Annotated in this window: 22 protein-coding genes; 10 read left to right on the forward strand and 12 right to left on the reverse strand. The window is 61.2% G+C overall.

The features are described from left to right. Nucleotides 1-59 precede the first annotated feature (59 nt). The gene (locus tag PZ897_RS07675) at nt 60-2,642 is read left to right on the forward strand and encodes a TIGR02302 family protein (protein WP_275751394.1); all 2,583 of its coding nucleotides are present in this window, start codon (nt 60-62) and stop codon (nt 2,640-2,642) included. A 29-nt stretch (nt 2,643-2,671) separates the two neighbouring features. Here PZ897_RS07675 and PZ897_RS07680 read toward each other — a convergent pair whose 3' ends face one another. From PZ897_RS07680 to PZ897_RS07690, 3 genes are all read right to left on the reverse strand, one after another. Beyond that, nucleotides 2,672-3,040, reverse strand: a complete 369-nt coding sequence (locus PZ897_RS07680) for a response regulator (protein ID WP_275751395.1) — start codon at nt 3,038-3,040, stop codon at nt 2,672-2,674. 196 nt (nt 3,041-3,236) lie between these two features. Further along, complete coding sequence (hpt, locus tag PZ897_RS07685; protein WP_275751397.1) at nt 3,237-3,779, reverse strand: hypoxanthine phosphoribosyltransferase; 543 nt, start codon at nt 3,777-3,779, stop codon at nt 3,237-3,239. Between the two features lie 101 nt (nt 3,780-3,880). Then, the gene (locus tag PZ897_RS07690) at nt 3,881-4,282 is read right to left on the reverse strand and encodes a hypothetical protein (protein WP_275751399.1); all 402 of its coding nucleotides are present in this window, start codon (nt 4,280-4,282) and stop codon (nt 3,881-3,883) included. 447 nt (nt 4,283-4,729) lie between these two features. Here PZ897_RS07690 and ftsE point away from each other — a divergent pair, with 447 nt between their 5' ends. The 4 genes from ftsE (at nt 4,730) to PZ897_RS07710 (ending at nt 8,067) form a co-directional block, all read left to right on the forward strand. Then, nucleotides 4,730-5,389, forward strand: coding sequence for a cell division ATP-binding protein FtsE (gene ftsE, locus PZ897_RS07695; protein WP_275751401.1), 660 nt, complete (start codon nt 4,730-4,732; stop codon nt 5,387-5,389). Then, nucleotides 5,382-6,374 carry an ABC transporter permease gene (locus tag PZ897_RS07700; RefSeq protein ID WP_275751403.1) on the forward strand — a complete coding sequence of 331 codons (993 nt, stop codon included), beginning with the start codon at nt 5,382-5,384 and terminating at the stop codon, nt 6,372-6,374. Before ftsE ends, PZ897_RS07700 begins: the two co-directional genes overlap by 8 nt. A gap of 63 nt (nt 6,375-6,437) precedes the next feature. Further along, nucleotides 6,438-7,169, forward strand: a complete 732-nt coding sequence (locus PZ897_RS07705; protein ID WP_275751405.1) for a YdcF family protein — start codon at nt 6,438-6,440, stop codon at nt 7,167-7,169. A 103-nt stretch (nt 7,170-7,272) separates the two neighbouring features. Beyond that, on the forward strand, nt 7,273-8,067 hold the full coding sequence (locus PZ897_RS07710) for a 1-acyl-sn-glycerol-3-phosphate acyltransferase (RefSeq protein WP_275751407.1): 795 nt from the start codon (nt 7,273-7,275) through the stop codon (nt 8,065-8,067). Here the strand turns inward: PZ897_RS07710 and PZ897_RS07715 are convergent. Continuing rightward, nucleotides 8,056-8,607, reverse strand: coding sequence for a gamma-glutamylcyclotransferase (locus PZ897_RS07715; protein ID WP_275751408.1), 552 nt, complete (start codon nt 8,605-8,607; stop codon nt 8,056-8,058). The genes PZ897_RS07710 and PZ897_RS07715 overlap by 12 nt on opposite strands. 98 nt (nt 8,608-8,705) lie before the next feature. Between PZ897_RS07715 and PZ897_RS07720 the strand changes: the two genes are divergently transcribed. Beyond that, on the forward strand, nt 8,706-9,704 hold the full coding sequence (locus PZ897_RS07720; protein ID WP_275751409.1) for a DUF2125 domain-containing protein: 999 nt from the start codon (nt 8,706-8,708) through the stop codon (nt 9,702-9,704). 3 nt (nt 9,705-9,707) lie between these two features. On the opposite strand, the gene PZ897_RS07725 is transcribed toward PZ897_RS07720, so the two are convergent. From PZ897_RS07725 to PZ897_RS07735, 3 genes are all read right to left on the reverse strand, one after another. After that, nucleotides 9,708-10,652 carry a prephenate/arogenate dehydrogenase family protein gene (locus PZ897_RS07725; protein ID WP_275751410.1) on the reverse strand — a complete coding sequence of 315 codons (945 nt, stop codon included), beginning with the start codon at nt 10,650-10,652 and terminating at the stop codon, nt 9,708-9,710. A 5-nt stretch (nt 10,653-10,657) separates the two neighbouring features. After that, a complete protein-coding gene (hisC, locus tag PZ897_RS07730) occupies nt 10,658-11,755 on the reverse strand; it encodes a histidinol-phosphate transaminase (protein ID WP_275751412.1) in 1,098 nt (365 codons plus the stop codon). 113 nt (nt 11,756-11,868) lie between these two features. Then, complete coding sequence (locus PZ897_RS07735) at nt 11,869-12,624, reverse strand: class I SAM-dependent methyltransferase (protein WP_275751414.1); 756 nt, start codon at nt 12,622-12,624, stop codon at nt 11,869-11,871. A gap of 200 nt (nt 12,625-12,824) precedes the next feature. Between PZ897_RS07735 and gloB the strand changes: the two genes are divergently transcribed. After that, nucleotides 12,825-13,595 (forward strand): hydroxyacylglutathione hydrolase, encoded by a 771-nt coding sequence (gene gloB / locus PZ897_RS07740; protein WP_275751416.1) that lies wholly within the window; start codon nt 12,825-12,827, stop codon nt 13,593-13,595. Nucleotides 13,596-13,597: 2 nt separating this feature from the next. After that, nucleotides 13,598-14,068, forward strand: a complete 471-nt coding sequence (locus tag PZ897_RS07745) for a cupin domain-containing protein (protein ID WP_275751418.1) — start codon at nt 13,598-13,600, stop codon at nt 14,066-14,068. On the opposite strand, the gene PZ897_RS07750 is transcribed toward PZ897_RS07745, so the two are convergent. The 3 genes from PZ897_RS07750 to PZ897_RS07760 form a co-directional block, all read right to left on the reverse strand. Continuing rightward, entirely contained in the window at nt 14,046-14,693 is a 648-nt protein-coding gene (locus PZ897_RS07750; protein ID WP_275751420.1) for a lysoplasmalogenase, read from the reverse strand. The two genes, PZ897_RS07745 and PZ897_RS07750, sit on opposite strands and share 23 nt — an antisense overlap. After that, complete coding sequence (locus PZ897_RS07755) at nt 14,690-15,556, reverse strand: DMT family transporter (protein ID WP_275751594.1); 867 nt, start codon at nt 15,554-15,556, stop codon at nt 14,690-14,692. Before PZ897_RS07755 ends, PZ897_RS07750 begins: the two co-directional genes overlap by 4 nt. Nucleotides 15,557-15,642: 86 nt before the next feature. Continuing rightward, complete coding sequence (locus PZ897_RS07760) at nt 15,643-16,428, reverse strand: DUF3108 domain-containing protein (protein ID WP_275751421.1); 786 nt, start codon at nt 16,426-16,428, stop codon at nt 15,643-15,645. A gap of 277 nt (nt 16,429-16,705) precedes the next feature. Here PZ897_RS07760 and rpmB point away from each other — a divergent pair, with 277 nt between their 5' ends. Next, nucleotides 16,706-17,002 (forward strand): 50S ribosomal protein L28, encoded by a 297-nt coding sequence (rpmB, locus tag PZ897_RS07765; RefSeq protein ID WP_275751422.1) that lies wholly within the window; start codon nt 16,706-16,708, stop codon nt 17,000-17,002. 88 nt (nt 17,003-17,090) lie between these two features. Then, a complete protein-coding gene (locus PZ897_RS07770) occupies nt 17,091-17,717 on the forward strand; it encodes a queuosine precursor transporter (protein ID WP_275751423.1) in 627 nt (208 codons plus the stop codon). Nucleotides 17,718-17,738: 21 nt separating this feature from the next. Here the strand turns inward: PZ897_RS07770 and PZ897_RS07775 are convergent, their stop codons facing one another. Together PZ897_RS07775 and cobT are read right to left on the reverse strand one after the other, a co-directional pair. Continuing rightward, nucleotides 17,739-18,764: an esterase-like activity of phytase family protein gene (locus tag PZ897_RS07775; protein WP_343217448.1), complete on the reverse strand. Its 1,026-nt coding sequence runs from the start codon at nt 18,762-18,764 to the stop codon at nt 17,739-17,741. Beyond that, entirely contained in the window at nt 18,761-20,659 is a 1,899-nt protein-coding gene (cobT, locus tag PZ897_RS07780; RefSeq protein ID WP_275751424.1) for a cobaltochelatase subunit CobT, read from the reverse strand. Before cobT ends, PZ897_RS07775 begins: the two co-directional genes overlap by 4 nt. Nucleotides 20,660-20,661 lie beyond the last annotated feature (2 nt).

The following is a 20,661-nucleotide window of genomic DNA, read 5'->3' on the forward strand; positions in this document are numbered from 1 at the left end:
AGGCCTCGCCTTGGCCGCAAAGACTGCTATCTTGGTTTCTGGCGCTGAAGGAAAACAAGATGGCAGGTAATCCCGACGGCAAGACACCGATGGCTTCCGACCCGGCTCCCGATGGTCGGGGCGATGCCGCACGTCGCGCCGTCACGTCTGGCCGCTTGCGGATGCGGGTCAATCTGTCGCTCGGACGCCTCCTGACACTGGCGGCTCCATTGCTGGGTGTGCTGGCACTCTATTTCAGCCTTTCCTGGTTCGGCGTCTTTCGGAGTGTTCCGGATTGGCTGCGCCTGGTGCTGCTTGGTCTGTTCGGCCTTGGCTTGCTGGCGTCGCTCTGGCCGCTCACCCGTTTCCGTTCGCCCACACGCGCCGAGATCGTGACCAGGCTCGAAACAGACAATCATATTGCCAACCAGGCCATTGCCACGCAGGACGACACGCTGGAGGCAAGCGACCCCTTCGCCCGCGCTCTGTGGAACGAACACCGCCGCCGTATGGCCGGGAAGATCGGAACGCTGCAAACCGGACTTCCGCGCTCAACCCTGCCCCGGCGTGATCCTTGGGGCATCCGCGTCGCCATCGCCCTGCTGCTGTTTGTAGCCTTTGGCTATTCTTTCTCCGGCAATGCCGGCAGGCCCGGCGATGCCTTCGTCAGCCATGCCGGCAGTCAATTGCCCGATATCCGCATCGACGCCTGGATCACCCCGCCACCCTATGTCCGCCAGGCCCCGGTTTTCCTCACCGGTGCCGACCGGACCCCAGGCGAAGCTGTTGACGCCATCGAAGGCAGCGAGATCACCGTTCGCGTCGGCGGCAGCGCAACGCAAGCCGACGTGAAATGGGGGCCCGACACGCCATCACTTGTAGCGATCGACCCAACCGATGTCGCAGCCATTGGCGATGCAGCACCTTCCGGGGCCACAACCTGGACATTCAAGCCCGGAACGGACGGCGAACTGAACATCACAGCCGGAAGCTCGGAAGCGGTGTTCGCCATTCGCCTGATCGCCGACGAGCCGCCTTTGGCGGCCTTTGTCGAATCGCCACGGCGCGCTGTCAATGGTGCTTTGGAGCTGGATTACACGCTCTCCGATGATCACGGCATTGCCAAAGCCGAGGCTGAAATTGTCCCCGCTGCCGACCCGGCGCCCAATGCCCGGCCGCTCTACGATCCTCCGAAATACCGGCTCAGCCTGCCGCGGCGTTCCGCCCAGGACAATCGGGCCGTCGCCAGTCATGACCTGACCGAGCATCCGTTGGCAGGTCAGAAAGTCCGCATCACGCTGGTGGCCACCGATGGGGCCGGCCAACAAGGCCGCAGCGAAACGCTGGAGACGGTGCTTCCCGGGCGGAGATTTTCTGAACCCCTGGCCGCAGCGGTGGTCGAGCAGCGCGGTGTGCTGGCGCTGGACGCCAATAATCTCAATCGGGTTTTCGATCTTCACGCCGCGCTGACGGTCGCGCCCGAAGAGACCATTCCCAATCTCACCCACTATCTGTTGTTGCAGTCGGTCAGGGCCAGGCTTGAATACACCCATTCCGACGAGGATCTGCGCGCCGCCATCGACTACATGTGGGGCGTCGCGCTGCAACTTGAGGACGGCAACCTGTCGCTGGCCGAGCGGCGCTTGCGCGATGCGCAGAACGCGCTTGCCGAAGCCCTTGAAAATGGCGCCTCCGACGAACAGATCAGCCAGTTGATGGATGATCTGCGCGAAGCCATGCAGGACTATATGCGGGAACTGGCGCGGCAGAATCCGAACAGCGGCAACCAGCAGTCCATGCCGGACAACATGCTGCGCCAGCGTGATCTCGACAACATGCTGGACCAGATCGAGACCCTGGCCCGGTCGGGCGCGCGGGATCAGGCCCAGCAGATGTTGCAGGAACTGCAGCGCATGATGAACAATCTTCAGGCCGGCAGGCAGCAGCGCCAGCAGCAGCAGGGCGGCCCGATGCGCCAGCAGATGGACAAGCTTGGCGAATTGATGCGGCAGCAGCAGCAACTCATGGATGAGACCATGCGTGCCGACCGCGAACGCCAGAGCCAGTCGGGCGAAGGCCGCGACCGTCAGCAACAGGGAGAGCAGCAACCCGGTCAAGGTCAGGATCAGGGACAACAGGGGCAGGGAGATCAATCACTTGAGGACATGCTTGGCGCCCTCGGCCGCAGTCAGCAACAGCTTCGCGATGCGCTCGGCCAGTTGCAGAGCGACCTTGAGGACCTCGGCATCCAGCCCTCACCCGGGTTTGGCGAGGCCGGAGAAGCCATGGGTGATGCGGCGGGAAGCCTCCAGCAGGGTGAGACAGGTCAGGCGCTCAGTGAGCAGGGCCGTGCGCTGCAGGCCTTGCGCCAGGGCGCCGAAGACATGATGAACCAGATGATGCAGGCCATGGGTGACCAACAGGGCGAAGCTGAAGGCCAGGGGCCCGACCGCACTGGCAATCGCTCCGCTGATGATCGTGACCCGCTGGGCCGGCCACGCTCCACCCGCGGGCCGGATTTCGGCAGCCGGGTCAAGGTTCCCGACGAGATCGACATACAGCGTGCGCGCGAAATACTCGACGCCATCCGCAAGCGCCTTGGCGATCAATTGTCCCCGGATGTGGAAAAACGCTATCTGGAACGCTTGCTCGACCTGAAATAAGGCTTCGAACCCTGGATCAGGCGGTGCGATCAGGCCGCGCGCGCCACCAGAGCGTCGGCAACAGCCTGGCGGATCTGCGGCAGGGTGAACGGCTTTGGCACCACATCGACAACAATCTGCATCAGCGGTTCGGCCCGTTCGCGTTGCTCGGCATAGCCTGTCATCAGCAGGATGGGCATGGCAGGCGTCAGGTCGGCCGACGCTGTCGCGAGTGCGATGCCATCCATAACCGGCATTCGGATATCGGAAAGCAGCAGATCAAAGGATTCGGCCTGCAAACGCTCCAGCGCCTCGGCGCCGTCGCCAGTCTCGACGGTTTCATGTCCATCCATATTCAGCGCACGAGCAACAAAACGGCGCAGTGAATCTTCGTCTTCGGCAATCAGGATTTTCGCCATTGTTCACTCCCTCACACTCGGCCGCTTTTGCGTTCTCGGTGGAAAGCGAGCCTCTGTGCAGACTTCGAATATTGCAGCAGCTGCTTCCTACATGGGACGCACAGCTGCGCAGTCAATGCAGTTCGGTGTAAGGTGTAAACCTTGCCGTGGAATGAACATCGTCCAACTTCACCGCAGCATCAAGCCGATATCCCGGTCAGGCGTCGCCCTTGACCACACCGACAAACGGCAATTCCCGGAACGCATAGGCCACGTCCATGCCATAGCCGACGACGAAATAGTCAGGACATTCAAATCCGACATAATTCGCGTCGAGTGTGCCCTCACGACGGGAGTGTTTGTCCAGAAGCACCGCAATCTCGACATCCTTGGCGCCGCGCTCATACATCAGATCACGGGCAAATCTCAGTGTCCGGCCAGATTCGAGAATATCGTCGATCAGCAACACGTCGCGGCCGCGCACATCGCTGTCGATATCCTTGATGATCTTGACGCCCTGGCTCGTGGTGCCCCGGCCATAGCTCGACAGGGTGATGAATTCGACCTCCGGTGCGAGCCCCGCATCATGCAGGGCACGGATCAGATCGGCGGCAAAAATGAACGACCCCTTGAGGATGGAAATCACCAGAAGATCGGTCTTCGGATTGTTGGCGATTTCCGTTGCCATGGCGCGATTGCGGGCTGCAATCACGTCCGGCGTGAAAAGGGGCTCGATGATTTTTCCGCGCACAACCGGCATTCACGCTCTCCAGGAGGTTCGGTCAAGAGTTTCCGACCACTCCTAGTGCCCTTCGCCGTCAAATGAAAGCCATTTGATCCTGGCCTGTCGGCTCGAAGTGTCTAATTCCCGGCCGGGCGGATCATCAGGATCGATCCGGCCCGCTCGATTCGCGCCGGGCGGGGCGCGGCAGTTGTAAAGCCTTCCTGTACAGCCTCGGTCGGTCTTGCCGCAATCGAGGCTGTCACCATCGGGTCCGGCACCAGCGCCGCTCGGTCGGTGACCGCAACCGTCGCTGCGGCAGACAGGCTTGCGGGTGATACCTGCGGGCTGGCCCGGGGCGGCGACACCGATGCAGCGCCGCCCGCCATCCAGACTGCGGCTGCCGTCACCGCGAACACTGCAAGGGTCAAGGCTGGCAGCGACACAGACGATCGGGACCTTCCGGCTACACCGGCGGCTGCATCACCACCGAAAACGCCGAGCCGTTCAGTGCGCGAGGCCTGGCGCAAACCATAATCCAATCCGGCAAAATCCCGAGGAACAGGTCCGGAGCCATCGATTTGGATGATTCGCGATTTGTAAACGCCGCTCGTCCCGGCAACGCGCGGCTTCCTCGAAAACACATCCCGGGGCCCGCTAACGGATTCGAAGCAGGCATCCTCCACATCCCGGACACGGGTTGCGCGCGGCTTGCGTCCGCGACCGGGCAGCAAAAGATCGTCATGACCCGGCACGATCGTGTGTGTCGCACGATTTGAAACGCCCATCAGCCACCCCTTTTCCACCTCTGCCACGCATGAGGCATTGAAACATCCGTTACCGATCCGTAAATGCAAATGGTTAACGCTTGGCGAACAGGGCGCTTCGGCCAGCCGGTTTGGCAAATATCTTAACTCCGCATTAACCATACCCGGCGACTGTGCAGCCCGATCGCTGCGCAGAATGACCTCCGGGACAGGAATTGACCGTTGATCCATTTCGAAAATGTCGGTTTACGCTACGGAATGGGGCCTGAGGTCCTGCGTGACCTGACATTCGACATTCCCAAGAGATCCTTCCAGTTCCTCACGGGTCCGTCAGGCGCGGGCAAGACCACGCTCATGCGGCTGCTGTTCATGTCGCTCAAACCGACCCGCGGCCTGATTCGCATGTTCGATCGCGACATCTCCGTCATTCCCGGCGAGGATTTGCCGCTCTTGCGGCGGCGGATCGGCATTGTATTCCAGGATTTCCGGCTTCTCGACCACATGACGACGTATGAAAACGTGGCCCTGCCACTGCGGGTACGCGGCAAGGACGAATCGACTTACCGCTCGGATGTCATCGAATTGCTCAAATGGGTCGGACTGGGAGAGCGCATCAACGTGCTGCCGCCGGTCTTGTCCGGCGGTGAGAAACAGCGTGTCGCCATCGCTCGAGCCCTGATCGACCAGCCCGAAATACTGCTCGCCGACGAACCGACCGGCAATGTCGACCCGCCGATGGCGCAGCGGCTGCTCAACCTGTTTACCGAACTCAACCGGCTTGGAACTGCAGTGGTCATTGCCACCCATGATCTGAGCTTGATGGACCGGGTCAACGCACGCAGGATGATCCTTACCGACGGACGGCTCGACATCTATGACTGATCCGGCCGCCAGCACCAGCGACAGCCAGAAAAGAGAGCGCTTGATCACTCTGCGCCCGATGGCGCCGATCGTGCCGCCGGTCAATGTTTCGGGCCACGCACTGATGGTGGTGATCTCTATCATGTCGTTTTTGTGCGCCATGACACTCGGTGCGGTAACCATGGTGCAGGAGAAGGCCGAGGCGTGGCAGGGCGATATCTCCCGCGAGATCACCATCCAGATCAAACCTGACGACGGTCTCGACATGGAGGCGGCGCTGAGCGAAGTCAGAACCATCGCGCTGTCCTTTCCCGGCACCCTCTCAGCACAGATCGTTGATCGCGCCGCCACCGCCAGACTGCTCGAACCATGGCTCGGAGAAGGTTTTGACATCGATGAGCTTCCCGTACCGCGTCTGGTCATCGTCACGATTGATGAATCTGCGCCGCCGGATTTTGCTGCCATTCGTCAGACTCTCGCCGATGCAGTCCCGTCAGCCTCGCTCGACGATCATCGCGCCTGGGCCAGCCGCTTGATTTCCATGGCCCGGATCACGGTGCTCATCGGAGTGGGAATTCTGGCCTTGATGTTCGCGACCACCATGCTGACCGTGGTGTTTGCAACCCGCGGAGCCATGGACGGCAATCGCCATATTGTCGAAGTTCTGCATTTTGTCGGCGCAGAGACGCGTTTTATCGCGTCCGAGTTTCAGAAACGGTTCTTGTTGATTGGGCTCAAGGGCGCAGCTTTTGGAGGTGGTGTCGCTGCTCTTGGTTTCTTGCTGCTTGGTGCATGGCAATCCAGCACCATGGCGACGGCTCTCAATGACCAGGCGACGGCTCTGTTCGGGCGCTTCACCTTGAGCAGCGCCGGCTATGTCGGCATTGTTGGCATCATCATCCTGATATCGGCGATGACGGCGGTCACCACGCGCCTGACTGTCACGCGCACCATCCGTGAGATCGATCGCCAGCGCGCCGACCCGTCTTTGGCAGAAATCAGTTGACTTGCCCGGATTTAGCCGCAAATCCGACTGGTCCTTGCCGGAATCTCGGGGTAGTCATAAAGCATGAGTGTGGAAACAGCACTGCCTGAACCGGCGACACAAGCGGCCGCCAAGACCGATGCGATGGATCGCCTTCGGCGGGTGGGTCATCATGGGCTGCGCATTGTCACGATCACGGCCATCGCCGGCATTACCTTGGTGATAATGGGTTTCTTCCGTTTCACCGACACGATTGCCGAGTTGAAACCCGCAGGCGCTCCGGCGCAGGTCGATGCAATTGTTGCCCTGACCGGTGGCTATCAAAGGATCGATCAGGCCTTGGCCTTGCTCGAACAGGGCGTCGGTCAAAGATTGCTGATTTCCGGCGTCAACCCGTCAACCACGGGCGCTGCCCTGCGCCGCGCCACCGGCACCAAGCCGGCGACGTTCGACTGCTGCGTCGACATTGGTTACGAGGCGCTTGATACCATTGGCAACGCCAACGAGACCGCTGGCTGGATCCGCCAGCGTGGCTACAGCCGGATTCTCGTGGTCACCAACAATTATCACATGCCGCGCAGCCTGTTGGAGCTCTCCCAGGCAAGCCCTGACGTCACCTTCCTGGCCTATCCCGTCACCCACGCCGACCTGAAGACAGACACCTGGATCACGGACCCAGTGGCCTTGCGCACGCTGTTCGTGGAGTATGCGAAATATTCCATCGCGCGGCTGCGCAATTGGAGCGGAGCCAGGACCTCAAGCGGATTGCGGGCCGATTCGGGTGACAAGCTGCCCGTGGCAGCCAGCTTGCAGTGATTTTCCCGGCTGGCAGGTTTTCGACTGACCGCTGATGGTGTAACCCGGACCGAAGCTTCGGCCAGACATGCTGCCCGAGCCACACGCTAATTCGGGTTCGTCCATGATCGTCTTCAGGTCCATCCTCTTCAACATCGCATTCTACATAAATCTCGTGGGGCGCATGATCGTGTTCTCGCCCTATTATTTCCTGGCCGATCGCAAGGCAGCCTGGAGCGTGCCGAAGAACTGGGTGCGAGCCAATCACTGGCTCCAGGCCAAGATTGTCGGAACCACGTTTGAAATCGAAGGCCTCGAGAACATCCCCGAGGGCGGCTACATCTTCGCCCCAAAGCACCAGTCGTTCTGGGATGCCTATGCTCTTCTGCCCTGGCTCGACGATCCGTTCTACATTCTCAAGCGGGAATTAAGCTGGATCCCGCTTTTCGGGCAATATATTCTCAAGATGAGGATGATCCCGGTCAATCGCGGCGCCCGCGGCAAGGTAATGGCCGAAGTCCTGGAACGGACAAAGCACGAAATCGAAGCGGGACGCCAACTCATCATCTATCCCGAAGGCACCCGCCGCCCTGCTGGCGCGCCCCCCGATTACAAATACGGCATCGCCCGGCTGTACCGCGATCTCCAGGTCCCGGTCGTTCCGGTGGTGATGCATCCCGGTCTGTTCTGGCCCAGGCGCAAATTTCTGCGCTACCCAGGTCACTTCAAGGTTCAGATCCTTCCGCCGATACAGCCCGGCATGCACCCCGACGCCTTCATGGACAAACTGGTCGATGTCATGGAAACGGCAAGCGACGCGTTGCTGATTGAAACCGTCAGGGCCAATCCGCAGATCCCGTTGCGCGAGGATGCCCGCCGCAGGCTTGCCGAACTCGGCGCGCTGCCGTCAGGGACTTGAAACAGGCCGGTCAATCCGCTCGCCCAATCTGAGCCGTGCGGCAATGGATTCGAGGTGTTCGTCGCGAAGACCCAGCGTTCTGAGATGAGCGGCGGTGTTGATCACATACTCCTCGTTCGGTCCCGACTGTCCGACGGCGCCGGACACCCGTGCCAAGGCATCATCGACCGAAAGTGCGCCCGCATACTGCTGATGCGAACGGTCAACCACATAGGTCACTGCCCGCACGTCCTCGCCACTGTCGAGCCGCACCTTGCGCGTGGTTTCCAGATAGACATGGGTCGCCAGTTCCCGTTGGCGCAGATAGCCGATCACCGCATCCCGCAGGTCCTGACGCACCCGAAACGCAACCCCATGACAGGAGCCGCCGCGGTCGAGCCCCAGCACCAGCCCCGGCCGATCAGGTGTACCGCGATGGACAAAAGACCGCACACATAACGCCCGGTGATAACCGAACAGCCGCGCCTGCCGTGTCTCCTCGTGGTCAAAGCCCGGACGCCACATCAGCGATCCGTAGCCAAACACCCAAAATTCGTCCATATCCCAGTCCATTGTGTTCGGCGCAAACCGCTGTGACACATTTTGTTACGCATAACCGTCGTCCCGCCTCTTATGGCAGGGCGCGCAGGGAGAACGCAATGCAATCACCCGTTCGAGCCAGCAGCTCGTCGTCGCGAAAATTCGTTTGGCTCGGCACGGCTATTGTCGCGGGCTGTTTGCTGTGGACGCTCGGATGGTTTCTGTTTGCAGCCCAGATCGAGGACCGGCTGCCCGAAAGCCTCGCCCGCATCACCGGACCAAACGCCAGCGCTGACTGCACCGCCGCCGATGTGCGCGGCTATCCATTTCGGTTCGGCCTGTTTTGCGATACCCTGTCCTACACCAACGTCTCTGATGGCGTGAGCGCCAGCGCCGGTGCGCTTCGGTCCGCCGCGCAATTCTACCGTCCGGGCCATGCCGTCGCCGAAATCGACGGCCCGCTGGCGATTGTCTCGCCAAACCTCACCTTGCGGGCGGACTGGCAATCGCTGCAATCCAGTATTCGCTCGCTCGCCGACGGACTGGATCGCGGGTCGATCGATAGCCGCAATGTCAGTTTCAACATCGATGGAGAGGGTCTCGGCCAGCGGCTGGCCCTGCAACTCGACCGGGTCACCGCACATGCCCGCCGCAATGGTACCGATCTCGATATAGCCACCTATGGCGAAAATCTGCGCAACAATGCCGTGCCCGGATTGACCGCCAAATCCGTCACGCTGGAAGCGACACTTTCCGGCCAGGCCGGCTTGCTGCAGGTGCCCTACACCGCACCGCAGGGCGCGTTTGAGGCGGTGTTGCACAGCCTGGCCGTCGCCCTTGACGACAGCGCGTCCCTGTCCGTGTCCGGCCCGGTGCAGATTGACGACGCCGGGCAGATCTCAGGCGATCTTGAAGTGACGGTCCGCAATCAACAGCGTTTCATGGATCTGATGGCAAATTTCGATCCCGATGCAGCAAGGCTGCTTGGCCAGATCGCCCCGCTGATTTCCACGCTGGATATTCAGCCCGACAATGAGGGGGTAACGCTGCCCTTGACGATCAGAAGCAACAAGATTTCCCTTGGCATTTTCCCGCTCGGAAGAATTCCGGCTTTCTGAGCCTTATTCGGCGGCGCCGGGTGTGTCCGGCTTGGCAGTGTTGCGACCGAAATTGGGGGCCTCGGTGTCCTGTCCTGCCTCGACAATGGAGCGGCGCACGCCCCGGGTGCGGGTGAACAGCTCGAACAGCTTGTCGCCATCACCCCAGCGGATCGCCCGCTGCAGCGACGACAGGTCCTCGGAAAACCGCGCCAGCATTTCCAGGATCGCATCCTTGTTGTGCAGGCAGACATCACGCCACATCACCGGATCGGATGCCGCAAGGCGGGTAAAGTCGCGAAAACCCGACGCAGAATATTTGATCACCTCGGACTGGGTCACGGCTTCGAGATCATCGGCGGTGCCGACAATATTGTAGGCGATGATGTGCGGCAGGTGCGAGACGATTGCCAGAACCAGATCATGATGGTCGGGGTCCATCTGCTCGACTGTCGAACCGCAGGCTTCCCAGAAGCCGGTGAGCCTGGTGACAGCCTCTGCATCCGTGCCAGCGGGCGGTGTCAGGATGCACCAGCGACCTTCGAACAATTCGGCAAATCCCGCTGTCGGGCCGCTCTGCTCGGTGCCGGCAATCGGATGTCCGGGGATAAAGTGGGCATGCGAAGGGATGTGCGGTTGCATCTGCCGCACAACCGACGCCTTGGTCGAGCCGACATCGGTAACAATGGCGCCCGGCTTCAGATACGGTCCGATATCGCGGGCCACAGCCTCCGATGCGCCGACCGGCACCGAGACAATCACCAGATCCGCATTTGCGACGGCTTCAATATTGGAGCTCGAATAGCTGTCGCCCAGATCAAGTTCCCGCGCTGTGTTCAGCGTCGGTTCACTTCGCGTGGCAATACAGATTTGCCCAGCCAGCCCCTTGGCGCGGATCACCCGCGCCAGCGACGAGCCAATGAGGCCTATGCCGATCAGGGCGACAGTTTCGAACATCGGTTTGGTCATCAGGATCAGGCCATAAAGCTTTCCAGCGCGTCGAGGACGCCGAGATTGGCCTCCTCGTCGCCGATTGTCAGTCTGAGCGCATCCGGCAGGCCGTACCCTGCCACGCGGCGCAGCACGAAGCCTCGCGAGCCCAGATAGGCGTCGGCGTCGGCAGCCGTCTTGCCCGGCGTTGTGGGAAAGTGAATCAGCACAAAGTTTCCGACCGACGGCGTTACCGACAGTCCCATCGCCTCGACCGCTTCGCTGATCCGGCCCAGCCAGACGTCATTGTGCTCGATGGCACGATCAACATGGGCCCTGTCGGCAATCGCTGCAACGCCGGCCGCAATCGCCAGAGCGTTGACATTAAACGGACCGCGCACCCGGTTGCAGGCGTCGATGATGGCTTCATGCGCGTACATCCAGCCGATCCTGAGCCCGGCTAGACCGTGTATTTTCGAGAATGTCCGGGTCATCACCACATTGGGATTGCCCGAAACCAGCTCGATACCCGCTTCATAGTCGTTGCGGCGGACATATTCCGCATAGGCCGCGTCCAGCACCAGGATAACGTGCCCCGGCAGGCCTGCATGCAAACGCCGGACCTCATTCACCGGAAGGTAGGTGCCGGTCGGATTGTTGGGGTTGGCCAGGAACACCAGCTTTGTTTTCTCGGTCACGGCCGCAAGGATCGCGTCCACATCGGCGGTCAGCTCCACGTCGGGAACAGCAACAGGGGTTGCCCCGGCGGCCATGATCTGGATTTTGTAGACAAGAAACCCGTGCTCGGTGAACAGGCCTTCGTCGCCCGGACCGAGATAGGTGTGGCACAGAAGACCCAGCAATTCGTCCGAGCCATTGCCACACAGGATGTTGCCGGGATTGAGGCCATAGGTCTTGGCAATAGCCTCGCGCAACTCGTGCGAAGCCCCATCCGGATACAGAGCCAGATCAATCTTTTTGGCGGCAAGCGCCTCGGCGACCTTCGGGCTTGGGCCGAAGGGCGATTCATTCGAGGACAGCTTGTAGACCTTGGCCACACCTTCAACGGTTTCACGCCCCGGCACATAGGCCGCGATGTCCATGACGCCCGGCTTCGGGCGGGGCATTTCTTTGCTGCTCATCGGAAGGTTCCTTGCAATCCAAAAACCAAGGTAGATGCGCGGAAATACCCTCTCAAACCGGTCTTGTCGAGAGCCACTGACCGGCGATAGCGCTAAATGAACCCCGCCAGGCTTCAGTCCCGAACCTTGGTGCGGCGATGCGATGTCCGGCTGGTCTGTGGCGACAGCACCGGCACGAACACGCGCCGCGACGCGCGCGCCGCCACTGGCAGGCCCTGATAGAGCCGCTTTTGCGCCTCGACAATGATCACGCCGGAAAACACCGGCCACATCTTCCGGCCCAGCTCTTCGAGCAACCGACCCATGCGCAGCATCAAGGCCCGTTCGGACGGCGGAAAAAGCAGCGCCTCTGCAAAGGCGCCGGGGGTGAAGTTGCTCTCGCGCAGGATCGACACCAGCTGGCCGCGCGAATAGGGACGGCCAGCGCCAAACGGCGTGTGTTCGAACCGGGCCCAGACACCGCGCCGGTTGGGTGCAACGATCACCAGCCGCCCCCCGGGCGCCAGCACCCGCCACAGCTCCTTCAACGTCTCGCGGGGATTTTCCGCAAACTCGAGCGAGTGCACCATCAGCACCCGGTCGATCGAGGCGTCCGGCAACGGCAATTCCTCGTCAAACACCAGGGCCGTGGCCGACGGTCCGCCAGCGGGCCAGTTCACCGCGCCCTGACCTGCCGGCATGAAGGCGAAGGCCCGCTCTGCATCGGGACGAAACCGGTCCAGATACGGTGCCGCATACCCCAGCCCCATCAACCGTTCGCCAGGCAAGTTCGCCCAGATGGACGATAGCGCCATGGTCACCGATTGCTCGGCAACCGCCCCCAGGCGGGAGTGATAAAACTGTCTCAAATCGACGATATCGGTATGCATGACGACGGACCCGGGCAATCAACGCTTGTGAAAAAGACCTTACACCTGCGGTGCAAGCCGAACACCAGCTAAAACGCACATTATGGCAAAGATGTCCCGATTGCAGATCCCCGCAGCGTCTTGCCTCCATCCAAGGTGACGCGGCCCATCCCGCAAGTTATGCTGGCCGAATTGATTCATCTGTTTGCCGGAGAAAGCCCATGACCAGCCTCATGATCGAACAATTCACCTGCAGACAGGACAATTTCGGCGTCATCCTGCACGATCCGCTGACCGGCGAAACCGCCAGCATCGATGCGCCGGACGGAACACTCATCGCTGCCGAACTCAGACAACGCAACTGGCGGCTCACATCCCTTCTGATCACGCATCATCATGCCGACCATGTCGAAGGCATCGCCGCCCTGACCCAGGCCTATGCGCCAGAGGTGTTTGGACCCGCTGCAGAGGCAGGCAAGATTCAGGGACTGACCAGCACCGTCGGTCAGGACGACTCCTTCGAATTTGCCGGCAGAACGGTAAAGGTGATCTCGACGCCAGGTCATACCGCAGGACATATCTGTTACTATATCCCCGATGAGGAATTGCTGTTTGCCGGCGACACGCTGTTCGCGCTTGGCTGCGGCCGGCTGTTCGAAGGCTCGCCGCAGGACATGCTCGGTTCCCTGCAACGCCTTGCCCAACTGCCGGATGAGACACGGATCTATTGCGGGCATGAATACACCCAGTCGAACGGCCGCTTCGCTCTAACCGTCGATCCGGACAATGACGAACTCGTCAAGCGCATGGAGGAGATCAATGACCTGCGCTCAGAACGGCTGCCGACCTTGCCGACGACAATCGGGTTTGAAAAACGGACAAACCCCTTCATGCGCGCCGCTGATCCTTCGATCCGCAAGCATCTCGGCATGGAAAATGCCAGTGACCTCGAGGTTTTTGCCGAATTGCGCCGGCGCAAGGACAGTTTCTGACCATGAACGCCAGCCTGTCCGCCCGCGAAATCATTGCCACCCTTGGCATGGAGCAACATCCCGAAGGTGGATGGTATCGTGAAACCTTCCGCGACCCGGTTGGCGGACCACGCGGCCACTCCACGGCGATCTATTATCTGCTCGAAGGTGGTGATTGTTCGCACTGGCACCGCGTCACCGACGCCGCAGAGGTCTGGCACTGGTATGGTGGCGGTCCTTTGGCGCTGACCCTCTCGGCGGACGGCTGCAACGCCGAGGCTCACCGCCTGGGCATGAACCTTGCCGCCGGCGAGCGGCCGCAGATCGTTGTCCCGGCCAATTGCTGGCAATCAGCCGCCTCGCTCGGCGCCTGGACACTCGTCGGCTGCACCGTGGCACCTGGGTTCGAATTCTCCAGCTTTGAAATGGCGCCGCCCGACTGGCGTCCTTCGCCCTTCAAGGGCGCGCCGCTCAAGCCAGAAGGCCAAGCGTAATCAGCAACTGCCCGGCATAATAGAGCAGCCAAACCGCTGGCCCCGAAATCCGCCGCAGCGGGCTGGTGCCTGCCATGAGGAACTTTTCAGAGCCTAAGATCGCGTCAGACGCCATGAACAGGGCGACGCCGGACAGCACCATCCCGCCCAGCGTGACACCGCCCAGCCCCATGCCGGCGATTGCCAGCACATAGGCAGCCACCGGCAGCGCAAGCGGGCCGGCCCTGCGCACCATCAGGCTGCCCATTGCGATGGCAAACACCACCACCGCCATGAGGCCCGGCAGCGCTGCGGCGGTCATGCCTGGCCCGGATGAAAAGAACAACACCGCGTAGGCGATGTGGGCCGCGAGAAAACTGCCCAGCCCGCCCAGAAATGCGCCATCCCCCTCATGGGCCAGGAAAGCATCACCAAGCGCCGACAAAGCCAGGGCCAGCACCAGCAGCATCGGACCGCCTGCCTGCAGCGCCAGACCTGCCAGCGCGCCCACAGCCACCGTCTTGGCAATTGTCCGGATCAAGGACGTCGACCGGTTGAGCAGCAACAGATAAATTCCGAAGCCCAGCACCGAAATTGCCGAAAGCGCGGCTGCTGCCGGATCAAGAGTATCGAGGAACCCGGTCATACTGATTTTCTCCGCTTGAGCAGATCCTTGGCCGCCAGAAAGGCCCCGCCGGTGATCAGCAAACAGGCCATGGCAATGCCGATGCTGGCCTTGCCATGACCGAACAGGATCAGGATCAGCGTCGACAGCAGCGGCGCGGCATAACTCGCCACCCCCAACACCTGAATATTGCCTTTCTTGACGCCCAAATCCCAGGCGTAAAACGCCAGACCGACTGGTCCAAGACCAAGGCCAATGACCGCCAGCCATTGAACCGTCGTTTCGGGCCACACCGTGGTTTCCAGAAAGGCATGGCAAAGCGCCGACAATAGCGCCGAGATCACACAAAACCCGGCAATCACATCGGTCGATGTCGCACCGAAGCGCCGCGAAATCAGCGAATAGCCCGACCAGGTCAAGGCGCACAGGCCGGCAGCGCCGTAGCCGAGCAGATTGCCGCCGCCAAATCCGCCTTCTGCCCCGCGCATCAGAATCAGGGCTGTCCCTGCCAGTCCCATCAAGGCCCCGGTCACGTGATGCCAGCCCAGCCGCTCTCCCGGCAGCAGCGCCGATCCGACGACGATGAGCAGCGGCCAAAGATAGGCGATCAGTCCGGCTTCCACGGCAGGCGCATTCCTCAGCGCCGTGAAGTAGAGAAAATGATAGCCGAACAGGCCAAACAGCCCCAGAGCCCAGACTTTGGCCGGTTGCCGGAAGGCGTGAAAACGGGTCGGGTCGCGCAGCATCGCCGTCAGACCGATCAGGGCGCCGATCATGAAACAGATTGCCGAGAGCTGAAACGGCGGCATGGTGCCGGACGCCGCTGTCAGCAACGCCAGCGCCGACCACATGACAACGGCGGAAAAGCCGATCAGCGTTGGCATGTTTCCCAAGTCTCGCCCCCAATTTTCCGCCCGTCACGATCGGCAGGACCATCCAATCCGATCCGATCCCTCAACGGAGTCAGGGTTTAGCCGTCAAACCGGGTTGCAGCAATGATAACCTGACCGATCTTCGTCGGCACCTTGGCATAGACCGGTGCATAGAATCCGCCGCGCTCATGGTGGGCGAACCAGATTTCCATGGTCCTGAGTTCTCGCAGATACTCGATTCCGGAAGAGCCCTTGCGGTAGCCCGCTTTCGGATCGAAACGGACCGCACAGACAATCGCATCCCCGACAAAGCCCCTGTTCCGATAAGGCCTTACGCCTTTTTGTGTCAGATGCAGGGTGACACGGGATTGCCCGTCGAAAATCGGCAGGCTGCGCGGGCACACCTTGGAGCCTGCAGGCAACACCAGGGCGGACAACGGATCCAGCACCGCCCGCATGTCGTCCGCCGACAACGGCACCCAGTCCTCCGACGTCTCGCGGCGTTTCGGCAGATTGATCACGGATTTCACATTGCCGCCGTGAAAGATGATCTCGGTCCGGTAGGTTTTTGTGCCGCTCGCATAATTGACCAGGAATTTCGACGCCAGCATTCGCTCTTCCGTCATTGTCCCCGAGACGCTGGTTGTTCCGCGGATCTTCGACACGATATCGGAAAGTACTGTGGTACGAACGTCCCCCGATATCGTGTAGGACTTGCCGTCGATCACGGTGCGAAACCTTGCAGAAGCAACAGGCAGACCCAGCAGCGACACGGAATAGGTGGACTTGATCTGCACCGGCTCGGCCCGCGCCGATGCAACTGCTCCAGGCGCCAGCATCGCCGCCATCATCAAGACCACACGAACGGAAACATGACGGCGCATTCTATCCCTCTGACAATCCCGTCCGCTGGGCATCTGCCCACGGCCCTGTCGCACACGAAGCTCAGGAGACAATGCGACAATTCGATGCCCACAGCGATAAAAATCGGCTATGATCGGCCTCGAAGACCACATAAGCGCGTTTCAATGCCTGACTCGGCTTGACGCGGCTGGCTGGTCTGATTATAGACACGCGACTTCCGATAAAGGCCTCCGGTCCTTTGGGTGAGCCTTCTATATGGCTCGGCCCGTCCGCTGGCGAAGAGATAATAGGTGCAAAATGTCACGCAGCTGTGAATTGACCGGTAGGGCTGTACAGTCCGGAAACAATGTCAGCCATGCCAACAACCGGACCCGTCGCCGGTTTCTGCCGAACCTGTGCAATGTAACGCTGATTTCCGATGCTCTCGGCCAGCGGTACCGTCTGCGCATTACAGCCTACGCTCTGCGCACGGTTGAACATCGCGGCGGCCTCGACGCATTCCTGGTCAAGGCCAAGGACGCTGACCTGTCGATGCGCGCGCGTCTGCTCAAGCGGCAGATTGCAAAGAAGATCGAAGAACAAGCTGTAGCCTGAATTAGGCCGACGCTCCTTAGTTATGATGGCGGGCCTTGGCGCCCGCCTTCGTCTTTTGCTGCTGGTGGCATCAACCCAGGATAAAAAAATGCGAGTGCTCCCCTCCGTATTGCCGTTCATGGCTGTTATGGCCGCTGTCGTTGTGGCGTCAAACTACCTGGTCCAGTTCCCGGTGGTGTATGTCCTCGGCTCGCTCAATCTGGCTGATCTGCTGACCTGGGGTGCGTTCACCTATCCGGTGGCGTTTCTGGTCACCGATCTCGCCAACCGACGTTTCGGTGCCGGCACTGCCCGTCAGGTGGTGTTTTGCGGCTTCGTGGTGGCCGTGATCCTGTCGATCTGGCTTGCCACACCACGTATCGCGGTGGCCTCCGGCTCGGCGTTTCTGGTAGCGCAGCTTCTCGATGTCTCGGTATTCGACCGTCTGCGCGACCGGGTCTGGTGGTTGCCGCCGCTGGTCTCCACGCTGATTGGCTCCAGCCTGGACACCATGATTTTTTTCGGCCTTGCATTTTCCGATGCCGCCGGTGTCATCGGCCCCGGAGATGCCTTTGCCAGCGAGTGGGCGCCCTTGTTCGGTCTGTTTGCCACCGAAGCACCGCGTTGGCTCTCCTGGGCGCTGGGCGACCTCGCGGTCAAGATGATCGTCGGGTTGTCGATGTTGCTGCCCTACGGCGTGCTGTTGCCGGTTCTCGCCCCCCGCCACCGCGCCTGAGCTTTCAAGACGTGGTGCGGCTTACTCACCATCGCCGATATATCGGAATTCCAGAATAAGGTTGCGCTGCAGGATCGAGTGATTGTCGTCCGACACCAGGGTCACAAACACCTGGCCGGCGGCATCCGTGCTCACATCCAGACCTTCCATATTGTCGATCTGATTCCCGAAACCGGCTTCCAGCAAAATCGGCCCATCCACCAGATTTCCCGGCCCCAGCCGGCTGCCATCGATCTTGCGGATCCGCATGCCGATACCTTCGGCGATCGAAAACCGGCGTTCGAGCAGCAACAGGTCGCCATTGGGCAGAAAGTCACCGTCTGTGATGTCGTAGGGCGCATGCCGCTTGACAAAGAAGACACCCTTGGATGGCCCGGTGAGCACAGCGGCATAGATATCGCCGTTGGCATTGAGGCTCCTCTCGGAGACGACAACCACATCTCCCGCCAGCGGCGAGGTCCCGGGCGCAACCATGATCGCCTCCAGGCCACGGTTGTTGCGCAGTTCCTCAAGCGGAATCAACACAGGCAGCGAGCCGGTGGGCGTGGAGCTGCCCGGCGCCGCGGCGGGATAGATGTCGACCCGGCTGCGCCGCTCGAAGCTGACCAGCACCTCATCGCCGCGCAGAGCCAGACCTTCGGCGTCAAACTTCCATTTCAACTCCGAGCCGCTGCCCTCGGCATCAAGAATCGGCGAGACGGTAAAGTCGCTGACGCCGGTCAGGATTCCACCGTCATCGCGTTGCAGACGGCCGGCATACCAGTAACCGGTATCCATGACGCCAAGAAAGCCTGACCGGTCGTTGGCAAGCCTGATGGCTGACATGGCGCCAAGCCTGGAGCTCGAGGAACTCAGCTCGAGCCCGCCGGTAAACTCGAACGCGCCAAAGCGTGTCTGGTCAGATCCAACCTTGAAATTGGAAATCAGCCGAGATCTGATGTCGATGGGATCCGTGTCGGCATAGACCGAAGGAACGCTCGATGCGGCAAGCACGGCAAAAGCACACGCAGTCAGCGAAAGCCGCGCCATGCGCCCCGATCTGCTCACGCCCGCTTGCGTCCGCGGCGGGATTGCGGCTCGCTGCTTTCATCGGCAAACAGGCCGGCCAATTGCTCGGTCATGGCACCGGCCAGCTCTTCCGCATCGACGATCGTCACCGCGCGGCGATAATAACGGGTGACATCATGGCCAATACCGATTGCCAGCAGTTCCACGGGCGACCGGGTTTCGATTTCCTCAATCACCGCGCGCAGATGCCGCTCAAGATAATTGCCCGGATTGACCGACAGGGTGGAATCGTCCACCGGCGCGCCATCGGAAATCATCATCAGGATGCGGCGCTGCTCAGGCCGCCTCAAAAGCCGCGAATGGGCCCAGATCAGCGCTTCTCCGTCGATGTTTTCCTTGAGCAGGCCTTCGCGCATCATCAGGCCGAGATTGCGCCTGGCACGGCGCCACGGCGCGTCGGCTGACTTGTAGATGATATGGCGCAGGTCATTGAGCCGGCCCGGCGTTGCCGGCTTGCCGCCGGTCAGCCATTTTTCACGGCTCTGGCCGCCCTTCCATGCCTTGGTGGTGAAGCCCAGCAGTTCGACCTTGACCCCGCAACGCTCCAGCGTGCGCGCCAGAATGTCGGCGCAGGTTGCCGCCACCGTGATCGGCCGGCCACGCATTGAGCCGGAATTGTCGATCAGCAGCGTCACCACGGTATCGCGGAAACTGGTGTCGCGCTCCATCTTGAACGACAGCGGCTGCATCGGATCAATGATCATCCGCGTCAGCCGTGCGCTATCGAGATAGCCCTCCTCGAGATCGAAGTCCCAGGCCCGGCTCTGCTGTGCCATCAGCCGCCGTTGCAGCCGGTTGGCCAGTCGCCCGACCACGCCCTGCAAATGCGCCAGTTGCTTGTCGAGAAACGCACGCAGCCGATCGAGTTCGGCTTCATCGCACAGTTCTTCCGCGGCGATTTCCTCATCGAACTCGGTGGTGAAAACCTTGTAATCGATCTTCTCGTTGAGATCGCCGAACGGATCGCTGGACTTGCGTGTCTCCCCTGGCGTGTCGGCGTCGTCATCGCTGTCGTCGATGGTGTCGTCATCACCGGCTTCCGCGCCGTCCATCTCACCGGCGTCCATCTGCTCGTCGGAGGTTTCGCTTTCCTCGGCCGGTGCGGCATCGGAGCCAGCCTCTTCCTGGGAGGTCTGCTCGTTGTCTTCCTGGCTTTGCGGCTGGTCGTCGTCGGAAACCTCGTCCTGATCGTCCTGATCGTCGTCGTCACCGTAATCTTCAGCCATCTCCATGGCCGAGAGCATTTCGCGCACGACGCGGGCAAAGGCCTGCTGGTCCTCAACCGACCCCGCCAACGTATCAAGAACGCCGCCGGCCTTGCTGTCGATGAAATCGCGCCACAGCTCGACCACCTGCCCCGCCGATTGCGGCGGCTTGCGGCCGGTGAGCTTCTCCCGCACCATCAGCGCCACGGCTTCTTCCAGCGGCGCATCCTCGCGGCTGACGATTCCCTGATAATTGGCCTTGTGATACTTGTCTTCGAGCATCGAGCTGAGGTTGTCGCCGACGCCTGTCATCCGCAATGCGCCGATAGCCTCGACCCGCGCCTGCTCGACCGCATCATAGACCGCACGTGCATCAACGCCCTCAGGCGCCATGCGGAAATGAACCGCATCGTCGTGGCAGGCTTTGCGCAGCGCCATCGAATCTCCAAGCCCGCGCGTGATGGCAAAATCGTTGCGCGTCGGGCGTTTCGGCAGGTCCGGCAAACGCGCCCGGTCACCGGAAATTCCCGGCCGGTCATTTCCGAAAACCACGTCCAGTTCGTGGTCACCGGCAATGGCCCGAATGCAACCGGTCAGCGCCCGCCGGAATGGCTCGGCGTCGACGATTCCGCTAGCTTTGGGTCGGGTGTTGTCGCCGCGTCCTGCCATGG

Origin of the sequence: Hoeflea sp. YIM 152468 (assembly GCF_029210485.1) — a bacterium.
Lineage (GTDB): Bacteria > Pseudomonadota > Alphaproteobacteria > Rhizobiales > Rhizobiaceae > Hoeflea.

Coding starts and splice junctions, on each gene's coding strand:
- PZ897_RS07675 (WP_275751394.1), top strand. CDS start 60: ATGGCAGGTAATCCCGACGGCAAGACACCGATGGCTTCCGACCCGGCT.
- PZ897_RS07680 (WP_275751395.1), bottom strand. CDS start 3,040: ATGGCGAAAATCCTGATTGCCGAAGACGAAGATTCACTGCGCCGTTTT.
- hpt (WP_275751397.1), bottom strand. CDS start 3,779: ATGCCGGTTGTGCGCGGAAAAATCATCGAGCCCCTTTTCACGCCGGAC.
- PZ897_RS07700 (WP_275751403.1), top strand. CDS start 5,382: ATGACTGATCCGGCCGCCAGCACCAGCGACAGCCAGAAAAGAGAGCGC.
- PZ897_RS07705 (WP_275751405.1), top strand. CDS start 6,438: ATGAGTGTGGAAACAGCACTGCCTGAACCGGCGACACAAGCGGCCGCC.
- PZ897_RS07710 (WP_275751407.1), top strand. CDS start 7,273: ATGATCGTCTTCAGGTCCATCCTCTTCAACATCGCATTCTACATAAAT.
- PZ897_RS07715 (WP_275751408.1), bottom strand. CDS start 8,607: ATGGACGAATTTTGGGTGTTTGGCTACGGATCGCTGATGTGGCGTCCG.
- PZ897_RS07720 (WP_275751409.1), top strand. CDS start 8,706: ATGCAATCACCCGTTCGAGCCAGCAGCTCGTCGTCGCGAAAATTCGTT.
- PZ897_RS07725 (WP_275751410.1), bottom strand. CDS start 10,652: ATGACCAAACCGATGTTCGAAACTGTCGCCCTGATCGGCATAGGCCTC.
- hisC (WP_275751412.1), bottom strand. CDS start 11,755: ATGAGCAGCAAAGAAATGCCCCGCCCGAAGCCGGGCGTCATGGACATC.
- PZ897_RS07735 (WP_275751414.1), bottom strand. CDS start 12,624: ATGCATACCGATATCGTCGATTTGAGACAGTTTTATCACTCCCGCCTG.
- gloB (WP_275751416.1), top strand. CDS start 12,825: ATGACCAGCCTCATGATCGAACAATTCACCTGCAGACAGGACAATTTC.
- PZ897_RS07745 (WP_275751418.1), top strand. CDS start 13,598: ATGAACGCCAGCCTGTCCGCCCGCGAAATCATTGCCACCCTTGGCATG.
- PZ897_RS07750 (WP_275751420.1), bottom strand. CDS start 14,693: ATGACCGGGTTCCTCGATACTCTTGATCCGGCAGCAGCCGCGCTTTCG.
- PZ897_RS07755 (WP_275751594.1), bottom strand. CDS start 15,556: ATGCCAACGCTGATCGGCTTTTCCGCCGTTGTCATGTGGTCGGCGCTG.
- PZ897_RS07760 (WP_275751421.1), bottom strand. CDS start 16,428: ATGCGCCGTCATGTTTCCGTTCGTGTGGTCTTGATGATGGCGGCGATG.
- rpmB (WP_275751422.1), top strand. CDS start 16,706: ATGTCACGCAGCTGTGAATTGACCGGTAGGGCTGTACAGTCCGGAAAC.
- PZ897_RS07770 (WP_275751423.1), top strand. CDS start 17,091: ATGCGAGTGCTCCCCTCCGTATTGCCGTTCATGGCTGTTATGGCCGCT.
- cobT (WP_275751424.1), bottom strand. CDS start 20,659: ATGGCAGGACGCGGCGACAACACCCGACCCAAAGCTAGCGGAATCGTC.